Source organism: uncultured Frigoribacterium sp., assembly GCF_963515265.1.
In the GTDB taxonomy this organism is placed as follows: domain Bacteria; phylum Actinomycetota; class Actinomycetes; order Actinomycetales; family Microbacteriaceae; genus Frigoribacterium.
Genome location: NZ_CAUPYL010000015.1, coordinates 1 through 17818 on the forward strand (window position 1 = coordinate 1; position 17818 = coordinate 17818).

The following is a 17818-nucleotide window of genomic DNA, read 5'->3' on the forward strand; positions in this document are numbered from 1 at the left end:
GGCTCGCGCCGCGCCTCCGACGCGACCGTCGCCGAGGCTCAGGCCGCGGCGCAGGGCGAACAGCCCGCCGACACGACCACGGACCTCGACGCGTCCGTCGACGACGCCGAGCGCGCCCAGGGCGACCAGGGCGCGAACGACCAGGGCCAGGGAGACCAGGGCCAGGGAGACCAGGGCCAGGGAGACCAGGCGCAGGGCGACCAGGGCCAGGGCGACCAGTCCGGCCAGCAGGGCGGCGGCCGTCGCAGCCGCAGCCGTGGCCGCGGAGACCGCAAGAACGGCCAGTCCGGCCAGCAGGCCGCGGCCGGCGACCAGCAGCAGGACCGTCAGCAGCAGGGCGGTCAGAAGGCTGACCAGCAGCAGGACCGTCAGCAGCAGGGCGACCGCCAGCAGCAGGACCGTCAGCAGCAGGGCGGCCAGAAGGCCGACCAGCAGCAGGGCGACCGCCAGCAGCAGGACCGCCAGCAGGGCACCGGCCCGCAGCAGCAGGACGAGAACGGCCGACAGGGCCGTGGCCGTCAGCGTGACCGCAAGCGCGGCCGCGGCGTCCAGACCGACGAGTTCGAGCCCGAGATCTCCGAGGACGACGTCCTCATCCCCGTCGCCGGCATCCTCGACGTGCTGGAGAACTACGCCTTCGTGCGCACGACGGGCTACCTGCCCGGCGCCAGCGACGTCTACGTGTCGCTCGGCCAGGTCAAGAAGTACCACCTCCGCAAGGGCGACGCCGTCGTCGGCGCGATCCGCCAGCCGCGCGAGGGCGACCAGGGCCAGGGCCGCCAGAAGTACAACGCCATCGTCCGCATCGACTCGATCAACGGCCAGCCCGTCGAGGAGGCGGCCAAGCGCGTCGAGTTCGGCAAGCTCACGCCCCTCTACCCCCAGGAGCGACTGCGCCTCGAGACCGAGCAGCAGAAGCTCTCGACCCGCATCATCGACCTCGTGTCGCCCATCGGCAAGGGCCAGCGCGGCCTGATCGTCTCGCCGCCCAAGGCCGGCAAGACGCTCGTGCTGCAGGCGATCGCCAACGCCATCGCGGTGAACAACCCCGAGGTGCACCTCATGGTCGTCCTGGTGGACGAGCGTCCCGAAGAGGTCACCGACATGCAGCGCACGGTCAAGGGCGAGGTCATCGCCTCGACGTTCGACCGTCCCGCAGAGGACCACACGACGGTCGCCGAGCTCGCGATCGAGCGGGCGAAGCGCCTCGTCGAGCTGGGCCACGACGTCGTCGTGCTGCTCGACTCGATCACCCGTCTCGGCCGTGCCTACAACCTGTCCGCGCCGGCCTCCGGCCGCGTGCTGTCGGGCGGCGTGGACTCGTCGGCCCTCTACCCGCCGAAGCGCTTCTTCGGCGCCGCGCGCAACATCGAGAACGGCGGCTCGCTGACCATCCTGGCGACCGCGCTGGTCGAGACCGGCTCGAAGATGGACGAGGTGATCTTCGAGGAGTTCAAGGGCACCGGCAACATGGAGCTCCGCCTCTCGCGCCACCTCGCCGACAAGCGGATCTTCCCGGCCGTCGACGTCAACGCCTCCGGCACGCGTCGGGAAGAGATGCTGCTCAGCCCCGACGAGGTCAGGATCACGTGGCGCCTGCGCCGCGCCCTCGCCGGCCTCGAGCAGCAGAAGGCCCTCGAGATCGTCCTCGGCAACCTCAAGGAGACGCAGTCGAACGTGGAGTTCCTCGTGCAGATCCAGAAGTCGATGCCCGCGAACGGCCACGACGCCGGCCACAAAGACCACTGATGTTCGAGTCGGTGTCCGTGCTCCTCGCGGAGCACGACGACCTGCAGACGCAGCTCAGCGACCCCGCGGTGCACGCGGACGCCGCGCGCGCCAAGAAGATCAACCGCCGCTACGCCGAGCTCAGCCGCATCGTGGCTGCCTACTCGGCGTGGCAGCAGGCGGGCGACGACCTCGAGGCCGCACGGGAGCTCGCGAAGGAGGACGAGGCGTTCGCCGACGAGGTGCCCGGGCTCGAGCAGGGCCTCGACGAGTCCCAGGAGAAGCTGCGGCGCCTCCTGATCCCTCGTGACCCCGACGACGGCCGTGACGTGATCATGGAGATCAAGGGAGGCGAGGGAGGCGCGGAGAGCGCCCTCTTCGCCGCCGACCTCCTGCGCATGTACCTGCACTACGCCGAGGGCATGGGCTGGAAGTCCGAGATGATCCAGAGCGACGACAGCGACCTGGGCGGTTACAAGAACGTCCAGGTGGCCATCAAGTCGAACGCCACCGACCCGTCGCAGGGCGTCTGGGCCCACCTCAAGTACGAAGGAGGCGTGCACCGCGTCCAGCGCGTGCCCGCCACGGAGTCCCAGGGCCGCATCCACACCTCCACGACCGGGGTCCTCGTGTTCCCCGAGGTCGACGAGCCGGAGGAGGTCGACATCAACCAGAACGACCTCAAGATCGACGTCTACCGTTCGTCCGGTCCCGGGGGCCAGTCGGTCAACACGACCGACTCGGCCGTCCGCATCACCCACCTGCCCACGGGCATCGTGGTGGCGATGCAGAACGAGAAGAGTCAGCTGCAGAACCGAGAGGCCGGCATGCGCGTCCTGCGCGCACGCATCCTCGCGCGTCAGCAGGAGGAGCAGGCGGCGATCGCGTCGGACGCCCGCAAGAGCCAGATCCGGGGCATGGACAGGTCGGAGCGCATCCGCACCTACAACTTCCCGGAGAACCGCATCGCCGACCACCGCACCGGCTACAAGGCGTACAACCTGGACGCCGTGATGGACGGGGCCCTGCAGCCCGTCGTCGAGTCGTGCATCCAGGCCGACGAAGAGGCCCGGCTCGCCGAGATCGGCGACGCCGCGTCGTGACCGACGCCGTCGCCGACCTCGGGCACGCCCGCACGGTCGACTCCGCCCTCGCGGCGGGGTCGGCCGTGCTCGCGTCGTCCGGGGTGCCGACGCCGGACGTCGACGCGGAGCTGCTGCTCGCCCACGTGCTCGACCTCGGGCGGGGCGTGCTCCGCGCCCGGGTCGTCACCCGGTCCGCCCTGACGAGCGACGCCGTCGGGGCGTTCGCCGCCGCGATCGCACGGCGCGCCGCGCGGGAACCGCTCCAGCACATCACGGGCACTGCACCGTTCCGATCGATGCAGCTGCACGTCGGGCCGGGCGTCTTCGTGCCCCGGCCCGAGACCGAGGGGGTGGCGCAGCTGGCCGTCGACGCCCTGCGCGCCGCGGCCGAGCCCGCCCCGATCGCGGTCGACCTCGGCACGGGCAGCGGTGCCATCGCCCTGGCCATGGCCACGGAGGTGCCCCGATCGTCCGTCGTCGCGGTCGAGCTCTCGGCCGAGGCCGCCGTCTGGACCCGTCGCAACATCGCCGCGGTCGGCGCCGAGAACGTGCGCCTCGTCGAGGGCGACCTCGCGGACGCCCTGCCCGAGCTCGACGGCACCGTGTCCGTGGTCGCCTCGAACCCTCCGTACATCCCCGTCGGGATGGTGCCGCGCGATCCCGAGGTGCGCCTGCACGACCCCGCGCTCGCCCTCTACGGGGGAGCCGACGGCCTCGACGTCGTGCGCGACCTGTCGGCGACGGCCCTCCGCCTCCTGCGCTCCGGCGGTGTGCTCGTCATCGAGCACGGCGAGGCACAGGGAGGCGCCATCCGCGACCTGCTGGACGCCGACGGCTGGCGGTCGACGGTCACGCACCCCGACCTCACCGGTCGCGACCGTGCGACGACGGCGGTGCGCTGACGCCCTCTCCAGGTCGTCCGCACTATCATCGTCAGGTCATGGCCTCCCTCTACGACCTCTCCGTCGACTCCGAGCTCCTCGCCGGCATGCGTCGAGCACGCGGCGCCATCGGCCGGGGCGAGCTCGTGGTCCTGCCCACCGACACGGTCTACGGCGTGGCCGCTGACGCGTTCGACGCCGGCGCCGTGCAGAAGCTCCTCGACGCCAAGGGCCGGGGCCGCCAGTCGCCGCCTCCCGTCCTCATCAAGGGCCAGGAGACGCTCGCCGCGCTCACCTCGACGGTCCCCGAGGTCGTCAGGCCGCTGCTCGACGAGTTCTGGCCGGGGCCGCTCACGGTCATCTTCCGCGCGCAGGCGTCCCTCAGCTGGGACCTCGGCGACACCCGCGGCACCGTCGCCCTGCGCGTGCCGAGCCACCCGCTCACCCTCGAGCTGCTCGAGGAGACGGGGCCGCTCGCGGTCTCGAGCGCCAACCTCACCGGTCGCGCCGCAGCCGAGACGGCCCAGGCCGCCCTCGACATGCTGGGCGACTCGGTGTCGGTGTACCTCGACGCCGGCCCCGTGGGCAGCGGCTGGGAACGGCGGCCCGGCGCCAACACGGGCTCGACGATCGTCGACGCGACGGGTGCGTCCGACGGCGTCGTCCGCATCGTCCGGCACGGCGTCCTGCCCGACTCCGAGATCAGACGCGTCGTCGGGGCCGACGCCCTCGCGTGAGGTACTACCTCCTCGCGATGGTCATCGCGGCGGTCGTCAGCTTCGTGCTGTCCGTCGTCGTCTGGCGCCTCGGCCTCCGCTTCAAGCTCTACCCGACGATCCGCGAGCGAGACGTCCACAAGACGCCGACGCCCCGGCTCGGGGGAGTGGCGATGTGGGCGGGGGTCGTGGTCGCCCTCCTCGCGGCCTGGTTCGTCTTCCCCCTCATCTCCGGCGTCGACTACTTCCGCCTCGTGTTCGCGGACCCCGGCCCGCCGCTGGCGATCCTGGGCGCGGCGACGATCATCGTCGTCATCGGCGTGGTCGACGACCTCTACGACCTCGACTGGATGACCAAGCTCGCCGGCCAGATCATCGCGGCGGGCGTCCTCGCGTGGCAGGGCGTCCAGCTGGTGTCCCTCCCGATCGGCGGCAGCCTCGCCATCGGCTCTCCCTACATGTCGCTGATCCTCACGATCCTGGCCATCGTCCTGGTGATGAACGCGGTCAACTTCATCGACGGCCTCGACGGGCTGGTCGCCGGGGTGACGATCATCGCGAACAGCGTGTTCTTCATCTACAGCTTCGTCATCTCGATCACCATCGGCCAGACCGAGTACTTCAACCTGGCTGCGCTGCTCACGGCCGTCCTCATCGGGGCCTGCCTCGGCTTCCTGCCGCTCAACTGGCATCCCGCTCGGCTCTTCATGGGCGACGCGGGCGCCCTGCTCACCGGCCTCGTCATGGCGACGAGCGCCATCTCGGTGACGGGTCAGATCGACCCGGCCACGATCTCGCGCTCCGCGCTGCTGCCGGCGTTCATCCCGATCCTGCTGCCGTTCGCCGTCCTGGTGGTGCCCCTCCTCGACTTCGGCCTCGCCGTGCTGCGTCGCGTGAGCGCGGGCAAGTCGCCGTTCACGGCCGACCGGAAGCACCTGCACCACCGCCTCCTCGACATGGGCCACTCGCACTTCCAGGCCGTGCTCATCTTCTACTCGTGGACCCTCGTCGTGTCGGTCGGCTGCCTGATGTTCCTCTTCGTCAAGCCCGCCTGGCTCGTCGGCCTCTTCCTCGGCGTCGGCCTCGTGGTCTGCGCCGCCCTGACCCTCGCACCGCTGAGCCGCAGGAAGCGCGTCGAGGTCGCCGTCCAGAGCACCCGCACCGCCGACCTCGCGGCGAGCGAGTCGGGACGCTTCGACCCGCTCGACGAGGCCGCCGGAGTCCTCGACCCGTCCGACACCGACACGGCGCAGGACGCCGTGGTGCCCGAACTGACACCCCCGGAGGAACGCCCATGAACGCCCGATCGATCTTCACCAAGATCCTCACCTACACGGGCTTCCTGGCCCTCGCGATCGCCGTGGTGGGAGGCGGTCTGGGCTACGCCCTCGCCGGGACGGACGGACTCTGGAGCGCGCTCGTCGGCGTGGCCCTCGCGGTCGTCTTCGCGGGCATCACCGCGGCGAGCATGCTCATCGCGATCCGGTTCCGCCTGGCGGCCTTCTTCGGGATCGTGATGGGTGCCTGGCTGCTCAAGCTCGTCATCTTCGTCGTGCTGCTGGTCCTCGTGAAGGACCAGCCGTTCGTGAACGACGTCGTGCTCTTCCTGGCGCTCGTCGTGTCGATCATCGGCACCCTCGCCATCGACGCCCTGGTGGTCGTCCGCGGTCGGCTGGGCAACGTCAGCGACGCGGTCCTGCCTCCCGCGCCGCAGGACTGACGGGTCCACGGACCACCACGACGAGGCCCTCCCCGGCCCGTGCGCGGCGGCGGCCGGGCCGTGTTCCTTGCAGGGCATGAAAAGACCGCCGCCGATTCGTGCCAGCGCCGAATACCTTGATAGAGTCATGACCGTTCCCCGGCCGCGATTCTCTGCGGGTTCGGATGACAACCCCACCAATCGTCGCGACACTTCAGGGTGCTCGCCCCGACACAGGAGATAGCGCTGATAGCGAACGCTGTGAACCTGCTCTCCGCTGCCGAGACCGGCCACGGAGACGGGGGATTCCACGCCCCGACTCTTGACGAGTTCTTCCCGTCCGCGATCTTCTTCGAAGGCACCCCCTTCGAGCTGAACCGCATCATGCTGGTCCGCCTCTTCGCGATCGCCGTCATGTTGCTGCTCTTCTGGCTCGCCCTCCGCAGGGGGCGCCTCGTGCCGTCCCGCGGCCAGAGCATCGCCGAGCTCGGCCTCGACTTCGTCCGCGTCCAGATCGTCGAGGAGATCCTGGGCGAGAAGCTCGGCCGGAAGTACCTGCCGCTGCTGGCCGCGATGTTCTTCGGCATCTTCGCGATGAACATCACGGGCATCGTGCCCGGGCTGAACATCGCCGGCACCTCCGTCGTCGCCATGCCGCTGCTGCTCGGCGTCGTCGCGTACGTCATGTTCATCTACGCGGGCTTCCGCGAGGTGGGCGGAGCGACCTTCTTCCGGAACGCGCTGTTCCCGGCCGGTGTGCCGTGGTACATGTACATCCTGTTGACGCCCATCGAGTTCATCAACATCTTCATCGTCCGGCCCATCTCGTTGGCCCTGCGACTGCTGCTGAACATGATGGTCGGCCACCTCCTCCTCGTGCTCTGCTTCGCCGCGACGCACTTCTTCTTCTTCAGCATGAGCGGCGGGTTCGTGGCGTTCGGCGCCCTGACCCTCATCGGCGGATTCGTCATGACCATCGTCGAGATGGCCGTCGCCGTGCTGCAGGCCTACGTCTTCACGCTCCTCGCCTCGGTCTACATCCAACAGGCCGCGTCGAACGAACACTGAGCGTCGAACGAACACTAAGAACGACGGGGCCCGTCGCCTGACGAGCCCCGCCCAACCGGAAGGAAACACAAGTGGACACCACCACGATCCTCGCTGAGATCAACGGCAACATCGCGACCGTCGGCTACGGCCTCGCAGCGATCGGCCCCGGCATCGGCATCGGCATCGTCGCGGGCAAGACCGTCGAGGCCATGGCACGTCAGCCCGAGCTGGCCGGCCGCCTCCAGGTCACGATGTTCCTCGGCATCGCGTTCACCGAGCTGCTGGGCTTCATCGGCCTCGCCGCCGGCTTCATCTTCTCCTGATCAGTTAGGACGACACACCGATGATCGAGACGATCCTCGCGGCCGAGGGCGGTGCTCCCGAAGGGGCTGCCGTCTTCTTCCCCGCCGATTACGACATCCTCTGGTCTCTCGTCGTCTTCGTGGTCATCGCCGCGTTCTTCGGGATCTTCGCGATCCCGAAGTTCCGCAAGATCCTCGACGAGCGTGCCGAGCGCATCGAAGGCGGCATCGCCCACGCCGAGGCCGCACAGGCCGAGGCGGCGAAGGCCCTCGACGAGTACAAGAAGCAGCTTGCCGACGCCCGTGCCGAGGCAGCTCGGATCCGTGAGGCCGCTCGTGCCGAGGGCGCCGAGATCCTCGCCGACCTCAAGCAGCAGGCACAGGCCGAGGCCGATCGCGTCACCGCGAACGCCCACGTCCAGATCGAGGCCGAGCGTGCGGCTGCCGTCGCGTCGCTCCGCGCCGAGGTGGGCTCGCTGGCCATCGACCTCGCGTCGGGCGTCATCGGCGAGTCCCTCGCGGACGACGCCAAGGCGTCTGCCGTGGTCGACCGGTTCCTGGCTGACCTCGAGGCGGACCAGAACACGAAGGCGGGCCGCTGACGATGGGCTCCATGTCCCGTGAGGCGCTCGGGTCGGCGAGGTCCACCCTCGCCGACCTCGGCGGTGCGGCGGACCTGACCACCGGCGAGCAGGTGCTCGACGCCGGTCGGGTCATCGGCGGCAACGTCCAGCTGCAGGCCTACTTCGCCGACCCCGCCGTCGACGCCGCCACCAAGAAGCAGCTCGTCGACCGCGTGTTCGGTGCCTTCACCGAGCCGGCGCGTGCGCTGGTGCTGTCCGTGGTCGGCCGACGTTGGTCCTCGAAGCGCGATCTCCTCGCGGGCATGGAGGAGATCGGCATCCGTGTCGTCGCCTCCACGATCCCCGACGGCAGCACGATCGCGAACGAGCTCTTCGCGTTCGACGCCGCCGTCCGTTCCGACTCCTCCCTCGAGCTCGCGATCGGCACCAAGCTGAGCGACCCCGAGGCGAAGGCCGGCCTCGTGCAGCGTCTCCTCGGCGGACGCGCGAGCGAGCAGACGATCACGATCGTCAGCCACCTCGTCCGTCAGCCTCGCGGCCGTCGGATCGGGGAGCTCCTCCGCACGGCAGCCGAAATCGTGTCCGACCAGTCGGACCAGCTCGTCGCCACCGTCACGACCGCGCGCGTCCTCGACGACGCGCACGCCGCCCGGCTCGAACAGGGTCTGTCCCGACAGTTCGGGCGTAGCCTCCGCGTCAACCAGGTCGTCGACCCCGCCGTGATCGGCGGGCTCCGCGTCCAGGTCGGCGATGAGGTCATCGACGGGACCGTCGCCACCAAGCTCAGCGCGCTCCGCCTCCAGCTCGCCGGCTAGGCACGCACCCCACACAGACTCGAGGCCCCCTGAAGCCTCGCTACGAATAGGAATCACAATGGCAGACATCAAGATCAGCCCCGATGAGATTCGCGATGCGCTGAAGGACTTCGTGTCGTCGTACGACCCGTCCAAGGCCTCGACGACCGAGGTCGGCTACGTCACGGACGCCGCTGACGGCATCGCGCACGTCCAGGGTCTCCCCGGCGTCATGGCCAACGAGCTCATCCGCTTCGCGGACGGCACGCAGGGCCTCGCCCAGAACCTCGACGAGGACGAGATCGGCACGATCGTGCTCGGCGAGTTCTCCGGCATCGAGGAGGGCATGGAGGTGACCCGCACCGGCGAGGTCCTCTCCGTCCCCGTCGGCGACGGCTTCCTCGGCCGCGTGGTCGACCCTCTCGGCGCACCCATCGACGGTCTCGGCGAGATCGCGAACGAGGGTCGTCGTGCCCTCGAGCTCCAGGCCCCCGGCGTCATGCAGCGCAAGTCGGTGCACGAGCCCATGCAGACCGGCATCAAGGCCATCGACGCCATGATCCCCGTCGGCCGTGGCCAGCGTCAGCTGATCATCGGCGACCGCCAGACCGGCAAGACGGCGATCGCGATCGACACGATCATCAACCAGAAGGCCAACTGGGACTCGGGCGACGTCAACAAGCAGGTCCGTTGCATCTACGTCGCCATCGGCCAGAAGGGCTCGACGATCGCGTCCGTGAAGGGCGCGCTGGAAGAGTCCGGCGCCATGGAGTACACGACGATCGTCGCCGCTCCGGCGTCCGACCCCGCGGGCTTCAAGTACCTGGCTCCCTACACCGGCTCGGCCATCGGCCAGCACTGGATGTACGGCGGCAAGCACGTCCTCATCATCTTCGACGACCTGTCGAAGCAGGCTGAGGCCTACCGTGCCGTATCCCTGCTCCTCCGTCGCCCGCCGGGCCGCGAGGCCTACCCCGGCGACGTCTTCTACCTGCACTCGCGTCTGCTCGAGCGCTGCGCGAAGCTGTCGGACGAGCTCGGCGCCGGCTCGATGACCGGTCTCCCGATCATCGAGACCAAGGCGAACGACGTCTCGGCCTACATCCCGACCAACGTGATCTCGATCACCGACGGCCAGATCTTCCTGCAGTCCGACCTGTTCAACGCCAACCAGCGTCCTGCTGTCGACGTCGGCATCTCGGTCTCCCGAGTCGGCGGCGACGCACAGCTGAAGTCGATCAAGAAGGTCTCGGGAACGCTCAAGCTCGAGCTCGCCCAGTACCGCTCGCTCGAGGCCTTCGCGATGTTCGCGTCCGACCTCGACGCCGCGAGCCGTCGTCAGCTCGCTCGTGGTGCTCGCCTCACCGAGCTGCTCAAGCAGCCGCAGTACTCGCCGTACCCCGTCGAGGACCAGGTCGTCTCGATCTGGGCCGGAACGAACGGCAAGCTCGACGAGGTCCCCGTGCCCGACGTGCTCCGCTTCGAGCGCGAGCTGCTCGACTACCTCGGCCGCAACACCTCGGTGCTGTCGGACCTCCGTGAGAAGAACGTCCTGTCGGACGACATCGTCTCGGCGCTCGACGCCGGCGTCGACGCCTTCAAGCAGGAGTTCCAGACGGGTGAGGGCAAGCCCCTCGCCTCGGTCGGCTCCGAGCAGTTCGAGGCCACCGACGCCGCCGACGTCAACCAGGAGAAGATCGTCAAGGCCAAGCGCTGACGCGCTCGACCGACGATCACGACTGACGAGACAACAGGAGAGTCATGGGAGCCCAACTACGGGTCTACCGCCAGAGGATCCGCTCCGCGCAGACCACGAAGAAGGTCACGCGGGCGATGGAGCTCATCTCGGCCTCGCGCATCCAGAAGGCGCAGGCCAGGATGAAGGCCTCCGGGCCGTACTCGCGAGCCATCACGCGTGCGGTCTCGGCCGTGGCGACGTTCTCGGACGTCGACCACATCCTCACCACCGAGCCCGCGACCGTCGAGCGCGCCGCGGTCGTCGTGTTCACGTCCGACCGCGGCCTGAACGGAGCCTTCAGCTCGAACACGCTGAAGGAGGCCGAGCAGCTCGCCACGCTGCTGCGCGGCCAGGGCAAGGACGTCGTGTTCTACCTCGTCGGCCGCAAGGCGCAGAACTACTTCGCGTTCCGCAAGCGCGACTCGGAGCAGATCTGGACGGGCAACACCGACCAGCCTGAGTTCGCGACCGCGAAGGAGATCGGCGACGCTGTCGTGTCGAAGTTCCTCACCGACGCCTCCGAGGGCGGGGTCGACGAGATCCACATCGTCTACAACCGCTTCGTGAACATGGTCAGCCAGGTCCCCGAGGTCGTCCGGCTCCTTCCCCTCGAGGTCGTCGAGGGCGTCGAGGCACCTGCGGACGACGAGATCCTGCCGCTGTACGACTTTGAGCCCGACGCCATCGAGGTGCTCGACTCGCTCTTGCCGGTCTACATCGAGAGCCGCATCTTCAACGCGATGCTGCAGTCGGCGGCGTCCGAGCACGCTGCTCGCCAGAAGGCCATGAAGGCCGCCAGCGACAACGCGGACACCCTCATCCGGGACTTCACCCGCCTGGCGAACAACGCTCGCCAGGCCGAGATCACGCAGCAGATCTCCGAGATCGTGGGCGGCGCAGACGCCCTCAGCTCGGCCAAGTAGATCTGCCCCCCAGCATCACCATCCGAAGAGAGAGAAGCCATGACTGACACCGCAACCGCGCCGGTCGCGACCGAGTCGGCTCCCGGCGTCGGGCGAGTCGCCCGGGTCACGGGCCCCGTCGTCGACATCGAGTTCCCGCACGACGCCATCCCCGGCGTGTACAACGCGCTCCACACGACGATCACGATCGGCGACACGAGCAGCGAGCTGACCCTCGAGGTCGCCCAGCACCTCGGCGACGACCTGGTCCGCGCCATCGCCCTCAAGCCGACCGACGGCCTCGTCCGCGGCCAGGAGGTCACGGACACCGGCGCGCCGATCTCGGTCCCCGTCGGCGACGTCACCAAGGGCAAGGTCTTCAGCGTCACCGGCGAGATCCTCAACCTCGAGGGCAACGAGCAGGTGGAGATCACCGAGCGTTGGCCGATCCACCGCAAGCCCCCGGCCTTCGACCAGCTCGAGTCGAAGACCCAGCTCTTCGAGACCGGCATCAAGTCGATCGACCTCCTCACGCCCTACGTGCAGGGTGGCAAGATCGGTCTCTTCGGTGGTGCAGGCGTCGGCAAGACCGTCCTCATCCAGGAGATGATCCAGCGTGTCGCGCAGGACCACGGCGGCGTGTCCGTGTTCGCTGGCGTGGGCGAGCGCACCCGTGAGGGCAACGACCTGATCGCCGAGATGGACGAGGCCGGGGTGTTCGACAAGACCGCCCTCGTGTTCGGCCAGATGGACGAGCCGCCGGGGACGCGTCTCCGGGTCGCCCTGTCGGCGCTGACGATGGCGGAGTACTTCCGCGACGTGCAGAAGCAGGACGTCCTGCTCTTCATCGACAACATCTTCCGCTTCACGCAGGCCGGTTCCGAGGTCTCGACGCTCCTCGGTCGCATGCCGTCCGCGGTGGGCTACCAGCCGAACCTCGCGGACGAGATGGGCGTTCTCCAGGAGCGCATCACCTCGACGCGCGGTCACTCGATCACCTCGCTGCAGGCGATCTACGTGCCGGCCGACGACTACACCGACCCGGCGCCCGCCACGACGTTCGCGCACCTCGACGCCACCACCGAGCTGTCGCGTGAGATCGCGTCGCAGGGCCTCTACCCGGCGATCGACCCCCTGACCTCGACCAGCCGCATCCTCGACCCCCGCTACCTGGGCGAGGCGCACTACAACACGGCGATCCGCGTCAAGGCGATCCTGCAGAAGAACAAGGAACTCCAGGAGATCATCGCCATCCTCGGTGTCGACGAGCTCTCGGAGGAGGACAAGATCACCGTCGCGCGTGCGCGCCGGATCCAGCAGTTCCTCTCGCAGAACACGTACATGGCGAAGAAGTTCACCGGTGTCGAGGGCTCTACGGTCCCCCTCAAGGAGACCATCGAGTCCTTCACGGCGATCGCGGACGGCGAGTTCGACCACGTCGCGACGCAGGCCTTCTTCAACGTCGGGTCCATCTCCGACGTCGAAGAGAAGTGGGCTCAGATCCAGAAGGAGAACGGCTGATCGTGGCTGCTCTCACCGTGAGCGTCGTCTCGGCCGACCACGAGGTGTGGTCGGGCGAGGCGTCGTCCATCGTCGCCCGCACCGCCGAGGGCGAGATCGGGATCCTGCCGGGTCACGAGCCTCTCCTGGCGATCCTGGCCACGGGCAAGGTCCGCGTCCGCCTGACCGACGGCTCGACCGTCGAGGCGACCGCAGACGACGGGTTCCTGTCCGTCGAGAACGACACGGTCACGGTCGTCGCGCGCAACGCGCAGCTGGCCTGACACTCGTTCGCACCTCCTCCTGATCCACCGTGCTGTTCCTGTTGCCCCCGTCCGAGACGAAACTCGACGGGGGCAACGGCATGTCCGGCCTCGACCTCGCGTCCCTGTCGTTCCCCCAGCTGAGCGAGGTCCGGCGTGACGTGACGGACCGCCTCCTGGCTCTCTCGTCCGATCGAGCAGCGATGATGTCCGGCCTCAAGCTCGGACCTCGTCTCTCCGACGAGGTCGACCGCAACAGGACGGTCGAGTCCTCACCGACGATGCCTGCCCTCGCGCGGTACACCGGGGTCCTGTTCGACCCCGTGGGAGTCGACGAGCTGGATGAGCCGGGCTGGCGCTGGGCCCATCGGCACGTCGCGGTCCACTCGGCGTTGTTCGGGCTCGTCCGGGCGGGAGACGCGATCCCCGCGTACCGGCTGTCCCACGACTCCCGTCTGCCTGCGGAGTCGCTCCAATCCACCTGGTCCGCCTCGGTGGCGTCCGTCCTGGCCGATGTCGTCGACTCGGGGGAGTTCGTCGTCGACCTCCGTTCCGAGGGCTACGTCGCGCTCGGGCCTGCTCCGCGCCCCGGGTCGGTCTTCGTCCGTGTCGTGTCCGACGCGTCCGGTCGACGTCGAGCCCTCAACCACTTCAACAAGAAGTCGAAGGGGCTGTTCGTGCGTCGCCTCCTCCAGGACCGCCCCGAGCTCACCGGGCTGGACGACCTCCTCGCGTGGGCACGAAAAAGGGGAATCGTCCTCGAGCCGTCGGGCGAGGGCGAGCTCGTGCTCGTGTCCGAGTCGCTGCTCGGGGCCGCCGGTCAGACGACCGGGACGGGCCCGATCCGGTAGACGATGCCCTCGTGGCGCAGCAGCCACTGCTTGGTGGGCACGCCCCGGCCGACCGTGTAGCCGGTCACGCCGCCCGTCCGACCGAGGACCCGGTGGCACGGGACGAGCAGCGGCAGGGGATTCGACGCGACGGCGCCCCCGACGGCTCTCCCGGCCTGCGGGCTCCCCACGGCGCCGCCGAGGCGCCCGTAGGTCGTGGTCAGCCCCCACGGGACCGCGACGAGCGCCGACCAGACGGACAGCTGGAACGCGGTGCCGATCGGCCGGACCGGGAGGTCGAACTGACGACGTCGGCCGTCGAAGTAGTCGTGCACCTGCCTTCGGGCGGCCTCGAGCAGGTCGTCCGAGTGCTCGACGAGCCCGTCGTGGGGCAGGCCTCGTCCGTCGTCGACGAGGACGCGTTCCACGGCGTCCCGTCGGCTCTGGATCTCGATCCGACCGACGGGGGAGTGGAGCCGCACGAAGCGCACGTCGCCCGGGTCGTCGTGCAGCCCCGGCGTCAGCGGAGGGACGAGGGTGAGGTCGGGCATGGGGGCACGCTACGGAGGTGCTCCCGTGAGGTCGTGCTCGGAGGCGGCACCTGTGGAGAGGGCGAGCTCGGCCGATCCTGGGGAGGGACCACGCGAGGAGGCGCGACGCGCTGAGGTGGGGGAGCGATCGACCGGTAGCGTTGTCGTGAGGCGTGACGCGCCTCCTCGACCACCCCCTCGTGAGGACACCGTGACGCGACCCGACCAGCACGACGGCGGGGAACTCGACGACGCTCTGCTCGACGACACCGTGCTCGTCGTCCGGCGGGCGTCGGCGTCGACGGTGCCGGACGACGACACGGTCGTGCGTCCCCGCGCCACGAGCCCCGACGAGCGCCGCACGGCGTCGCACGTTCCCCCGGCCCCGCCGTCAGCCCCGCCCGTGCAGGCCTCCCGTCGGGTGCACGCGCTCCGCGTGGGCGGGGAGACCCATCGACTCGAGGGCCCCGTCGTCGTCGGCCGACGACCGGCCGCCCCGCGTGTCCCGACCGGTCTCCCGATCGTCCTCGTCGTCGTGCCCTCGCCGACCGGCGAGGTCTCGGGCAGCCACGTCCGCGTCGAGCAGGTGGGTGCGACCGTCGTCGTCACCGACCTGCGCTCGACGAACGGCACGGTCGTGACGATGCCCGGACGCCTTCCCGTGACTCTCCGGCAGGGCGAGTCGTCCGTGGCGCTGGCAGGGACCATAGTGGACGTCGGCGACGGCAACCTCCTCGAGATCCTCCCGCCTCCCCGACCCTCAGCCCACGAAGGACCTCGCCCGTGACAGAGCTCGGCCGCCCCACGACCGCCCACCCCCTCGCCGCCTCCGCGACCGGCCTCTCGATCGACTGGGCGGGCGTGACCGACGTCGGCCTCCGTCGCGCGCACAACGAGGACAGCTACGTCGCCGAGGCGCCGGTCTTCGTCGTCGCGGACGGCATGGGCGGGCACAGCGCCGGCGACGTCGCGAGCGACGCGGTGGTGCGGCGCATCGCGGAGGCGGCGGTCCGGGACAGCCTGACCACGGACGAGCTCGAGGAGGCGCTGCGGCGTGCGACGGCGGACATCGCCGTGGCCGCGGCCGAGACCGAGCTCGGGGTCGGCACGACCGCCACCGGCGTGTTCCTCTCCGGCGAGGACGGCGAGGCCGAGTTCACGGTCTTCAACGTGGGGGACTCGCGGGTGTACCTCGTGGCCGACGGCGCCCTGCAGCAGATCACCGTCGACCACTCCGTCGTCCAGGAGATGGTCGACGCGGGCCTTCTCCGCGCGGAGGACGCCGAGTCCCACCCGGACAGCAACGTCATCACGAGGGCCGTCGGCTTCGATGTCGACCAGCGTCCCGACTACTGGCGCATCCCCGCCCGTGCCGGCCTCCGCCTCCTCGTCTGCTCGGACGGGCTGACCAAGGAGCTGTCCGGCTCCGACATCGAGCGTGTGCTCGCCGAGCAGCCGGAGTCGCACGCCGCGGCGTCGGCGCTCGTCCGTGCGGCCGTCGAGGCCGGCGGCCGCGACAACGTCACGGCCGTCGTGGTCGACGTCCGGGGTACAGCGACCGAGCTGCCCGAGGCCTAGCCGCGGCCGTCGTCCACAGGCGTCGAGGCGTTCTTCCTCCCCCGAAGTGGGGGCCCGTCGGTCGTCCCCCGTCCGAGCCGGACGGGGCACGGCCCCCGAGGGCCCGACCTACAATGGCGAGGGCCGGCAGCGAGTCGGCGCGTCCTGCGCGGGCGCACGCCGGAGACAGCCGAGGAGGGTGACGTGGCACGACGACTGCCGTCCCCGCCGCCGGTGCTGCCCGGTTTCTCGCACGTCCACGTCCTCGGCTCCGGCGGCTTCGCCGACGTCTTCCTCTACGAGCAGAACATGCCGAGGCGCCAGGTAGCCGTCAAGGTGATGCTGACCGAGGTCGTCAACGACCAGGTCCGCCAGATGTTCCAGGCCGAGGCCAACCTCATGGCCCAGCTGAGCGCGCACCCGTCGATCCTCACCGTGTACCAGGCGAGTGTGTCGGCCGACGGCCGCCCGTACCTCGTCATGGAGCTCTGCTCGTCGTCGCTCAGCGAGCGCTACCGCCGAGACCGCATCCCGGTCGCCGACGTGCTGCGGATCGGCGTCAAGATCGGCAGCGCCGTCGAGACGGCTCACCGGCAGGGCGTGCTGCACCGCGACGTCAAGCCCTCGAACATCCTCATGACCGCCTACGGCCACCCCGTCCTGTCCGACTTCGGCATCGCCGCCTCGCTGAGCGAGAGCGAGCCGCAGGAGGCGGTGGGCATGTCGATCCCCTGGTCGGCGCCCGAGGTGCTCCTCGACGAGACGAACGGCACGATCGAGTCCGAGGTCTGGTCGCTGGGCGCGACCGTGTACTCGCTGCTCGCCGGCCGCAGCCCCTTCGAGATCCTGGGCAGCGACAAGAACGGCGCCTCCGACCTGATCGGCCGGATCGACAAGGCGAAGCTGGCCCCGACCGGCCGCACCGACGTCCCCGCGAGCCTCGAGCGCATCCTCGCCCGGGCGATGTCGAGGCGACCGGAGCAGCGGCAGGCCAGCGTCCTCGAGCTGCTGCGCGAGCTGCAGCAGGTCGAGTCCGAGCTCGGCGTGGGGCAGACCCCGATCGAGGTCGCGGTCGACGACTGGGCCCTCGCGACGGTGGCCGACCTCGAGGACAGGACGCGCCTCCGCGGTGCCGCCCCGGTGCAGTCGACCCGACGTCGTCGCCGACGCCGTCGGGTGACGGAGGCGCAGGCGGCGGCCGTCCACGGCTCGGGACTCGGGCACAGCAGGGCGGTGCCGCGCAGCACGGGCACTCGACCGGCACCCCGCAGCCGTCGTGCCCTCGTGCTCGTGTGGTCGCTCGTCGCCGCGGCCGTCGTCGCGATCGGCCTGGGCGCGACGGCCACGCTCGTCCTCGTGCGGGCCACGTCGACCGAGATCCCGCGCGTCACCGAGATCTCTGCCACGGCCGAGGGCTCGTCCGTCGTCTTCACCTGGAGCGACCCGGGCCTCCGCTCGGGCGACGCCTACATCATCTCGACGGGCTCGGACACGAGCCAGCAGACGTCCAACCGCTTCGTGGCCAGCGCCTCCGACACGGGTGAACAGCTCTGCATCACGGTGAGCGTCAACCGGGCCGGCCAGAGCGGCGAGCCGAGCGGCGAGCAGTGTGCCGTCGCCGGGGGCGGCGAGTGACGCGCCTCGGAGCCTGGGCCCGGT

Annotated in this window: 19 protein-coding genes; 18 read left to right on the plus strand and 1 reads right to left on the minus strand. The window is 70.0% G+C overall.

Annotated features, from left to right (window positions below):
* The 15 genes from rho to RWM17_RS03225 form a co-directional block, all read left to right on the plus strand.
* The coding region (gene rho, locus RWM17_RS03155; RefSeq protein ID WP_314101262.1) for a transcription termination factor Rho at nucleotides 1-1749 on the plus strand (1749 nt) is incomplete at its 5' end.
* Nucleotides 1749-2831, plus strand: a complete 1083-nt coding sequence (gene prfA / locus RWM17_RS03160) for a peptide chain release factor 1 (protein WP_314101264.1) — start codon at nucleotides 1749-1751, stop codon at nucleotides 2829-2831. The genes rho and prfA, both read left to right, overlap by 1 nt.
* Entirely contained in the window at nucleotides 2828-3715 is an 888-nt protein-coding gene (gene prmC / locus RWM17_RS03165) for a peptide chain release factor N(5)-glutamine methyltransferase (RefSeq protein WP_399539991.1), read from the plus strand. The genes prfA and prmC overlap by 4 nt, the downstream gene beginning before the upstream one ends.
* A 38-nt stretch (nucleotides 3716-3753) precedes the next feature.
* Complete coding sequence (locus RWM17_RS03170; RefSeq protein ID WP_192041902.1) at nucleotides 3754-4431, plus strand: L-threonylcarbamoyladenylate synthase; 678 nt, start codon at nucleotides 3754-3756, stop codon at nucleotides 4429-4431.
* On the plus strand, nucleotides 4428-5708 hold the full coding sequence (locus RWM17_RS03175; RefSeq protein ID WP_399539994.1) for an MraY family glycosyltransferase: 1281 nt from the start codon (nucleotides 4428-4430) through the stop codon (nucleotides 5706-5708). Before RWM17_RS03170 ends, RWM17_RS03175 begins: the two co-directional genes overlap by 4 nt.
* Nucleotides 5705-6130 carry a hypothetical protein gene (locus tag RWM17_RS03180; RefSeq protein WP_123546321.1) on the plus strand — a complete coding sequence of 142 codons (426 nt, stop codon included), beginning with the start codon at nucleotides 5705-5707 and terminating at the stop codon, nucleotides 6128-6130. Before RWM17_RS03175 ends, RWM17_RS03180 begins: the two co-directional genes overlap by 4 nt.
* A 240-nt stretch (nucleotides 6131-6370) precedes the next feature.
* On the plus strand, nucleotides 6371-7177 hold the full coding sequence (atpB, locus tag RWM17_RS03185; protein WP_314101267.1) for a F0F1 ATP synthase subunit A: 807 nt from the start codon (nucleotides 6371-6373) through the stop codon (nucleotides 7175-7177).
* A 71-nt stretch (nucleotides 7178-7248) separates the two neighbouring features.
* The gene (gene atpE, locus RWM17_RS03190; RefSeq protein ID WP_043594505.1) at nucleotides 7249-7482 is read left to right on the plus strand and encodes an ATP synthase F0 subunit C; all 234 of its coding nucleotides are present in this window, start codon (nucleotides 7249-7251) and stop codon (nucleotides 7480-7482) included.
* Nucleotides 7483-7502: 20 nt separating this feature from the next.
* Nucleotides 7503-8063, plus strand: coding sequence for a F0F1 ATP synthase subunit B (locus tag RWM17_RS03195; protein ID WP_314101276.1), 561 nt, complete (start codon nucleotides 7503-7505; stop codon nucleotides 8061-8063).
* A gap of 2 nt (nucleotides 8064-8065) precedes the next feature.
* Nucleotides 8066-8860 carry a F0F1 ATP synthase subunit delta gene (locus RWM17_RS03200; RefSeq protein ID WP_314101278.1) on the plus strand — a complete coding sequence of 265 codons (795 nt, stop codon included), beginning with the start codon at nucleotides 8066-8068 and terminating at the stop codon, nucleotides 8858-8860.
* 58 nt (nucleotides 8861-8918) lie between these two features.
* On the plus strand, nucleotides 8919-10556 hold the full coding sequence (gene atpA / locus RWM17_RS03205) for a F0F1 ATP synthase subunit alpha (RefSeq protein WP_314101280.1): 1638 nt from the start codon (nucleotides 8919-8921) through the stop codon (nucleotides 10554-10556).
* 44 nt (nucleotides 10557-10600) lie between these two features.
* Nucleotides 10601-11500, plus strand: coding sequence for a F0F1 ATP synthase subunit gamma (locus RWM17_RS03210; protein WP_314101281.1), 900 nt, complete (start codon nucleotides 10601-10603; stop codon nucleotides 11498-11500).
* A 39-nt stretch (nucleotides 11501-11539) separates the two neighbouring features.
* Nucleotides 11540-13000 carry a F0F1 ATP synthase subunit beta gene (atpD, locus tag RWM17_RS03215; RefSeq protein ID WP_192041898.1) on the plus strand — a complete coding sequence of 487 codons (1461 nt, stop codon included), beginning with the start codon at nucleotides 11540-11542 and terminating at the stop codon, nucleotides 12998-13000.
* A 2-nt stretch (nucleotides 13001-13002) separates the two neighbouring features.
* A complete protein-coding gene (locus tag RWM17_RS03220; protein ID WP_123546308.1) occupies nucleotides 13003-13263 on the plus strand; it encodes a F0F1 ATP synthase subunit epsilon in 261 nt (86 codons plus the stop codon).
* Nucleotides 13264-13292: 29 nt separating this feature from the next.
* Nucleotides 13293-14093, plus strand: coding sequence for a peroxide stress protein YaaA (locus tag RWM17_RS03225; RefSeq protein WP_314101285.1), 801 nt, complete (start codon nucleotides 13293-13295; stop codon nucleotides 14091-14093).
* Here the strand turns inward: RWM17_RS03225 and RWM17_RS03230 are convergent.
* Entirely contained in the window at nucleotides 14063-14623 is a 561-nt protein-coding gene (locus tag RWM17_RS03230) for a methylated-DNA--[protein]-cysteine S-methyltransferase (protein WP_314101287.1), read from the minus strand. The genes RWM17_RS03225 and RWM17_RS03230 overlap by 31 nt on opposite strands.
* Before the next feature lie 190 nt (nucleotides 14624-14813).
* On the opposite strand from RWM17_RS03230, the gene RWM17_RS03235 reads away from it, so the two are divergent.
* The 3 genes from RWM17_RS03235 (at nucleotide 14814) to RWM17_RS03245 (ending at nucleotide 17794) form a co-directional block, all read left to right on the plus strand.
* The gene (locus tag RWM17_RS03235; RefSeq protein WP_314101289.1) at nucleotides 14814-15389 is read left to right on the plus strand and encodes an FHA domain-containing protein; all 576 of its coding nucleotides are present in this window, start codon (nucleotides 14814-14816) and stop codon (nucleotides 15387-15389) included.
* Nucleotides 15386-16180 carry a protein phosphatase 2C domain-containing protein gene (locus RWM17_RS03240; RefSeq protein WP_314101290.1) on the plus strand — a complete coding sequence of 265 codons (795 nt, stop codon included), beginning with the start codon at nucleotides 15386-15388 and terminating at the stop codon, nucleotides 16178-16180. Before RWM17_RS03235 ends, RWM17_RS03240 begins: the two co-directional genes overlap by 4 nt.
* 183 nt (nucleotides 16181-16363) lie before the next feature.
* The gene (locus tag RWM17_RS03245) at nucleotides 16364-17794 is read left to right on the plus strand and encodes a protein kinase domain-containing protein (RefSeq protein WP_314101293.1); all 1431 of its coding nucleotides are present in this window, start codon (nucleotides 16364-16366) and stop codon (nucleotides 17792-17794) included.
* The last annotated feature ends 24 nt before the right edge of the window (nucleotides 17795-17818 follow it).

What these genes read in the sequence shown, in the direction of transcription:
- RWM17_RS03200 (WP_314101278.1), top strand. Translation starts at nt 8,066, where the DNA reads ATGGGCTCCATGTCCCGTGAGGCGCTCGGGTCGGCGAGGTCCACCCTC.
- RWM17_RS03195 (WP_314101276.1), top strand. Translation starts at nt 7,503, where the DNA reads ATGATCGAGACGATCCTCGCGGCCGAGGGCGGTGCTCCCGAAGGGGCT.
- RWM17_RS03230 (WP_314101287.1), bottom strand. Translation starts at nt 14,623, where the DNA reads ATGCCCGACCTCACCCTCGTCCCTCCGCTGACGCCGGGGCTGCACGAC.
- prfA (WP_314101264.1), top strand. Translation starts at nt 1,749, where the DNA reads ATGTTCGAGTCGGTGTCCGTGCTCCTCGCGGAGCACGACGACCTGCAG.
- atpA (WP_314101280.1), top strand. Translation starts at nt 8,919, where the DNA reads ATGGCAGACATCAAGATCAGCCCCGATGAGATTCGCGATGCGCTGAAG.
- RWM17_RS03170 (WP_192041902.1), top strand. Translation starts at nt 3,754, where the DNA reads ATGGCCTCCCTCTACGACCTCTCCGTCGACTCCGAGCTCCTCGCCGGC.
- RWM17_RS03180 (WP_123546321.1), top strand. Translation starts at nt 5,705, where the DNA reads ATGAACGCCCGATCGATCTTCACCAAGATCCTCACCTACACGGGCTTC.
- atpD (WP_192041898.1), top strand. Translation starts at nt 11,540, where the DNA reads ATGACTGACACCGCAACCGCGCCGGTCGCGACCGAGTCGGCTCCCGGC.
- RWM17_RS03210 (WP_314101281.1), top strand. Translation starts at nt 10,601, where the DNA reads ATGGGAGCCCAACTACGGGTCTACCGCCAGAGGATCCGCTCCGCGCAG.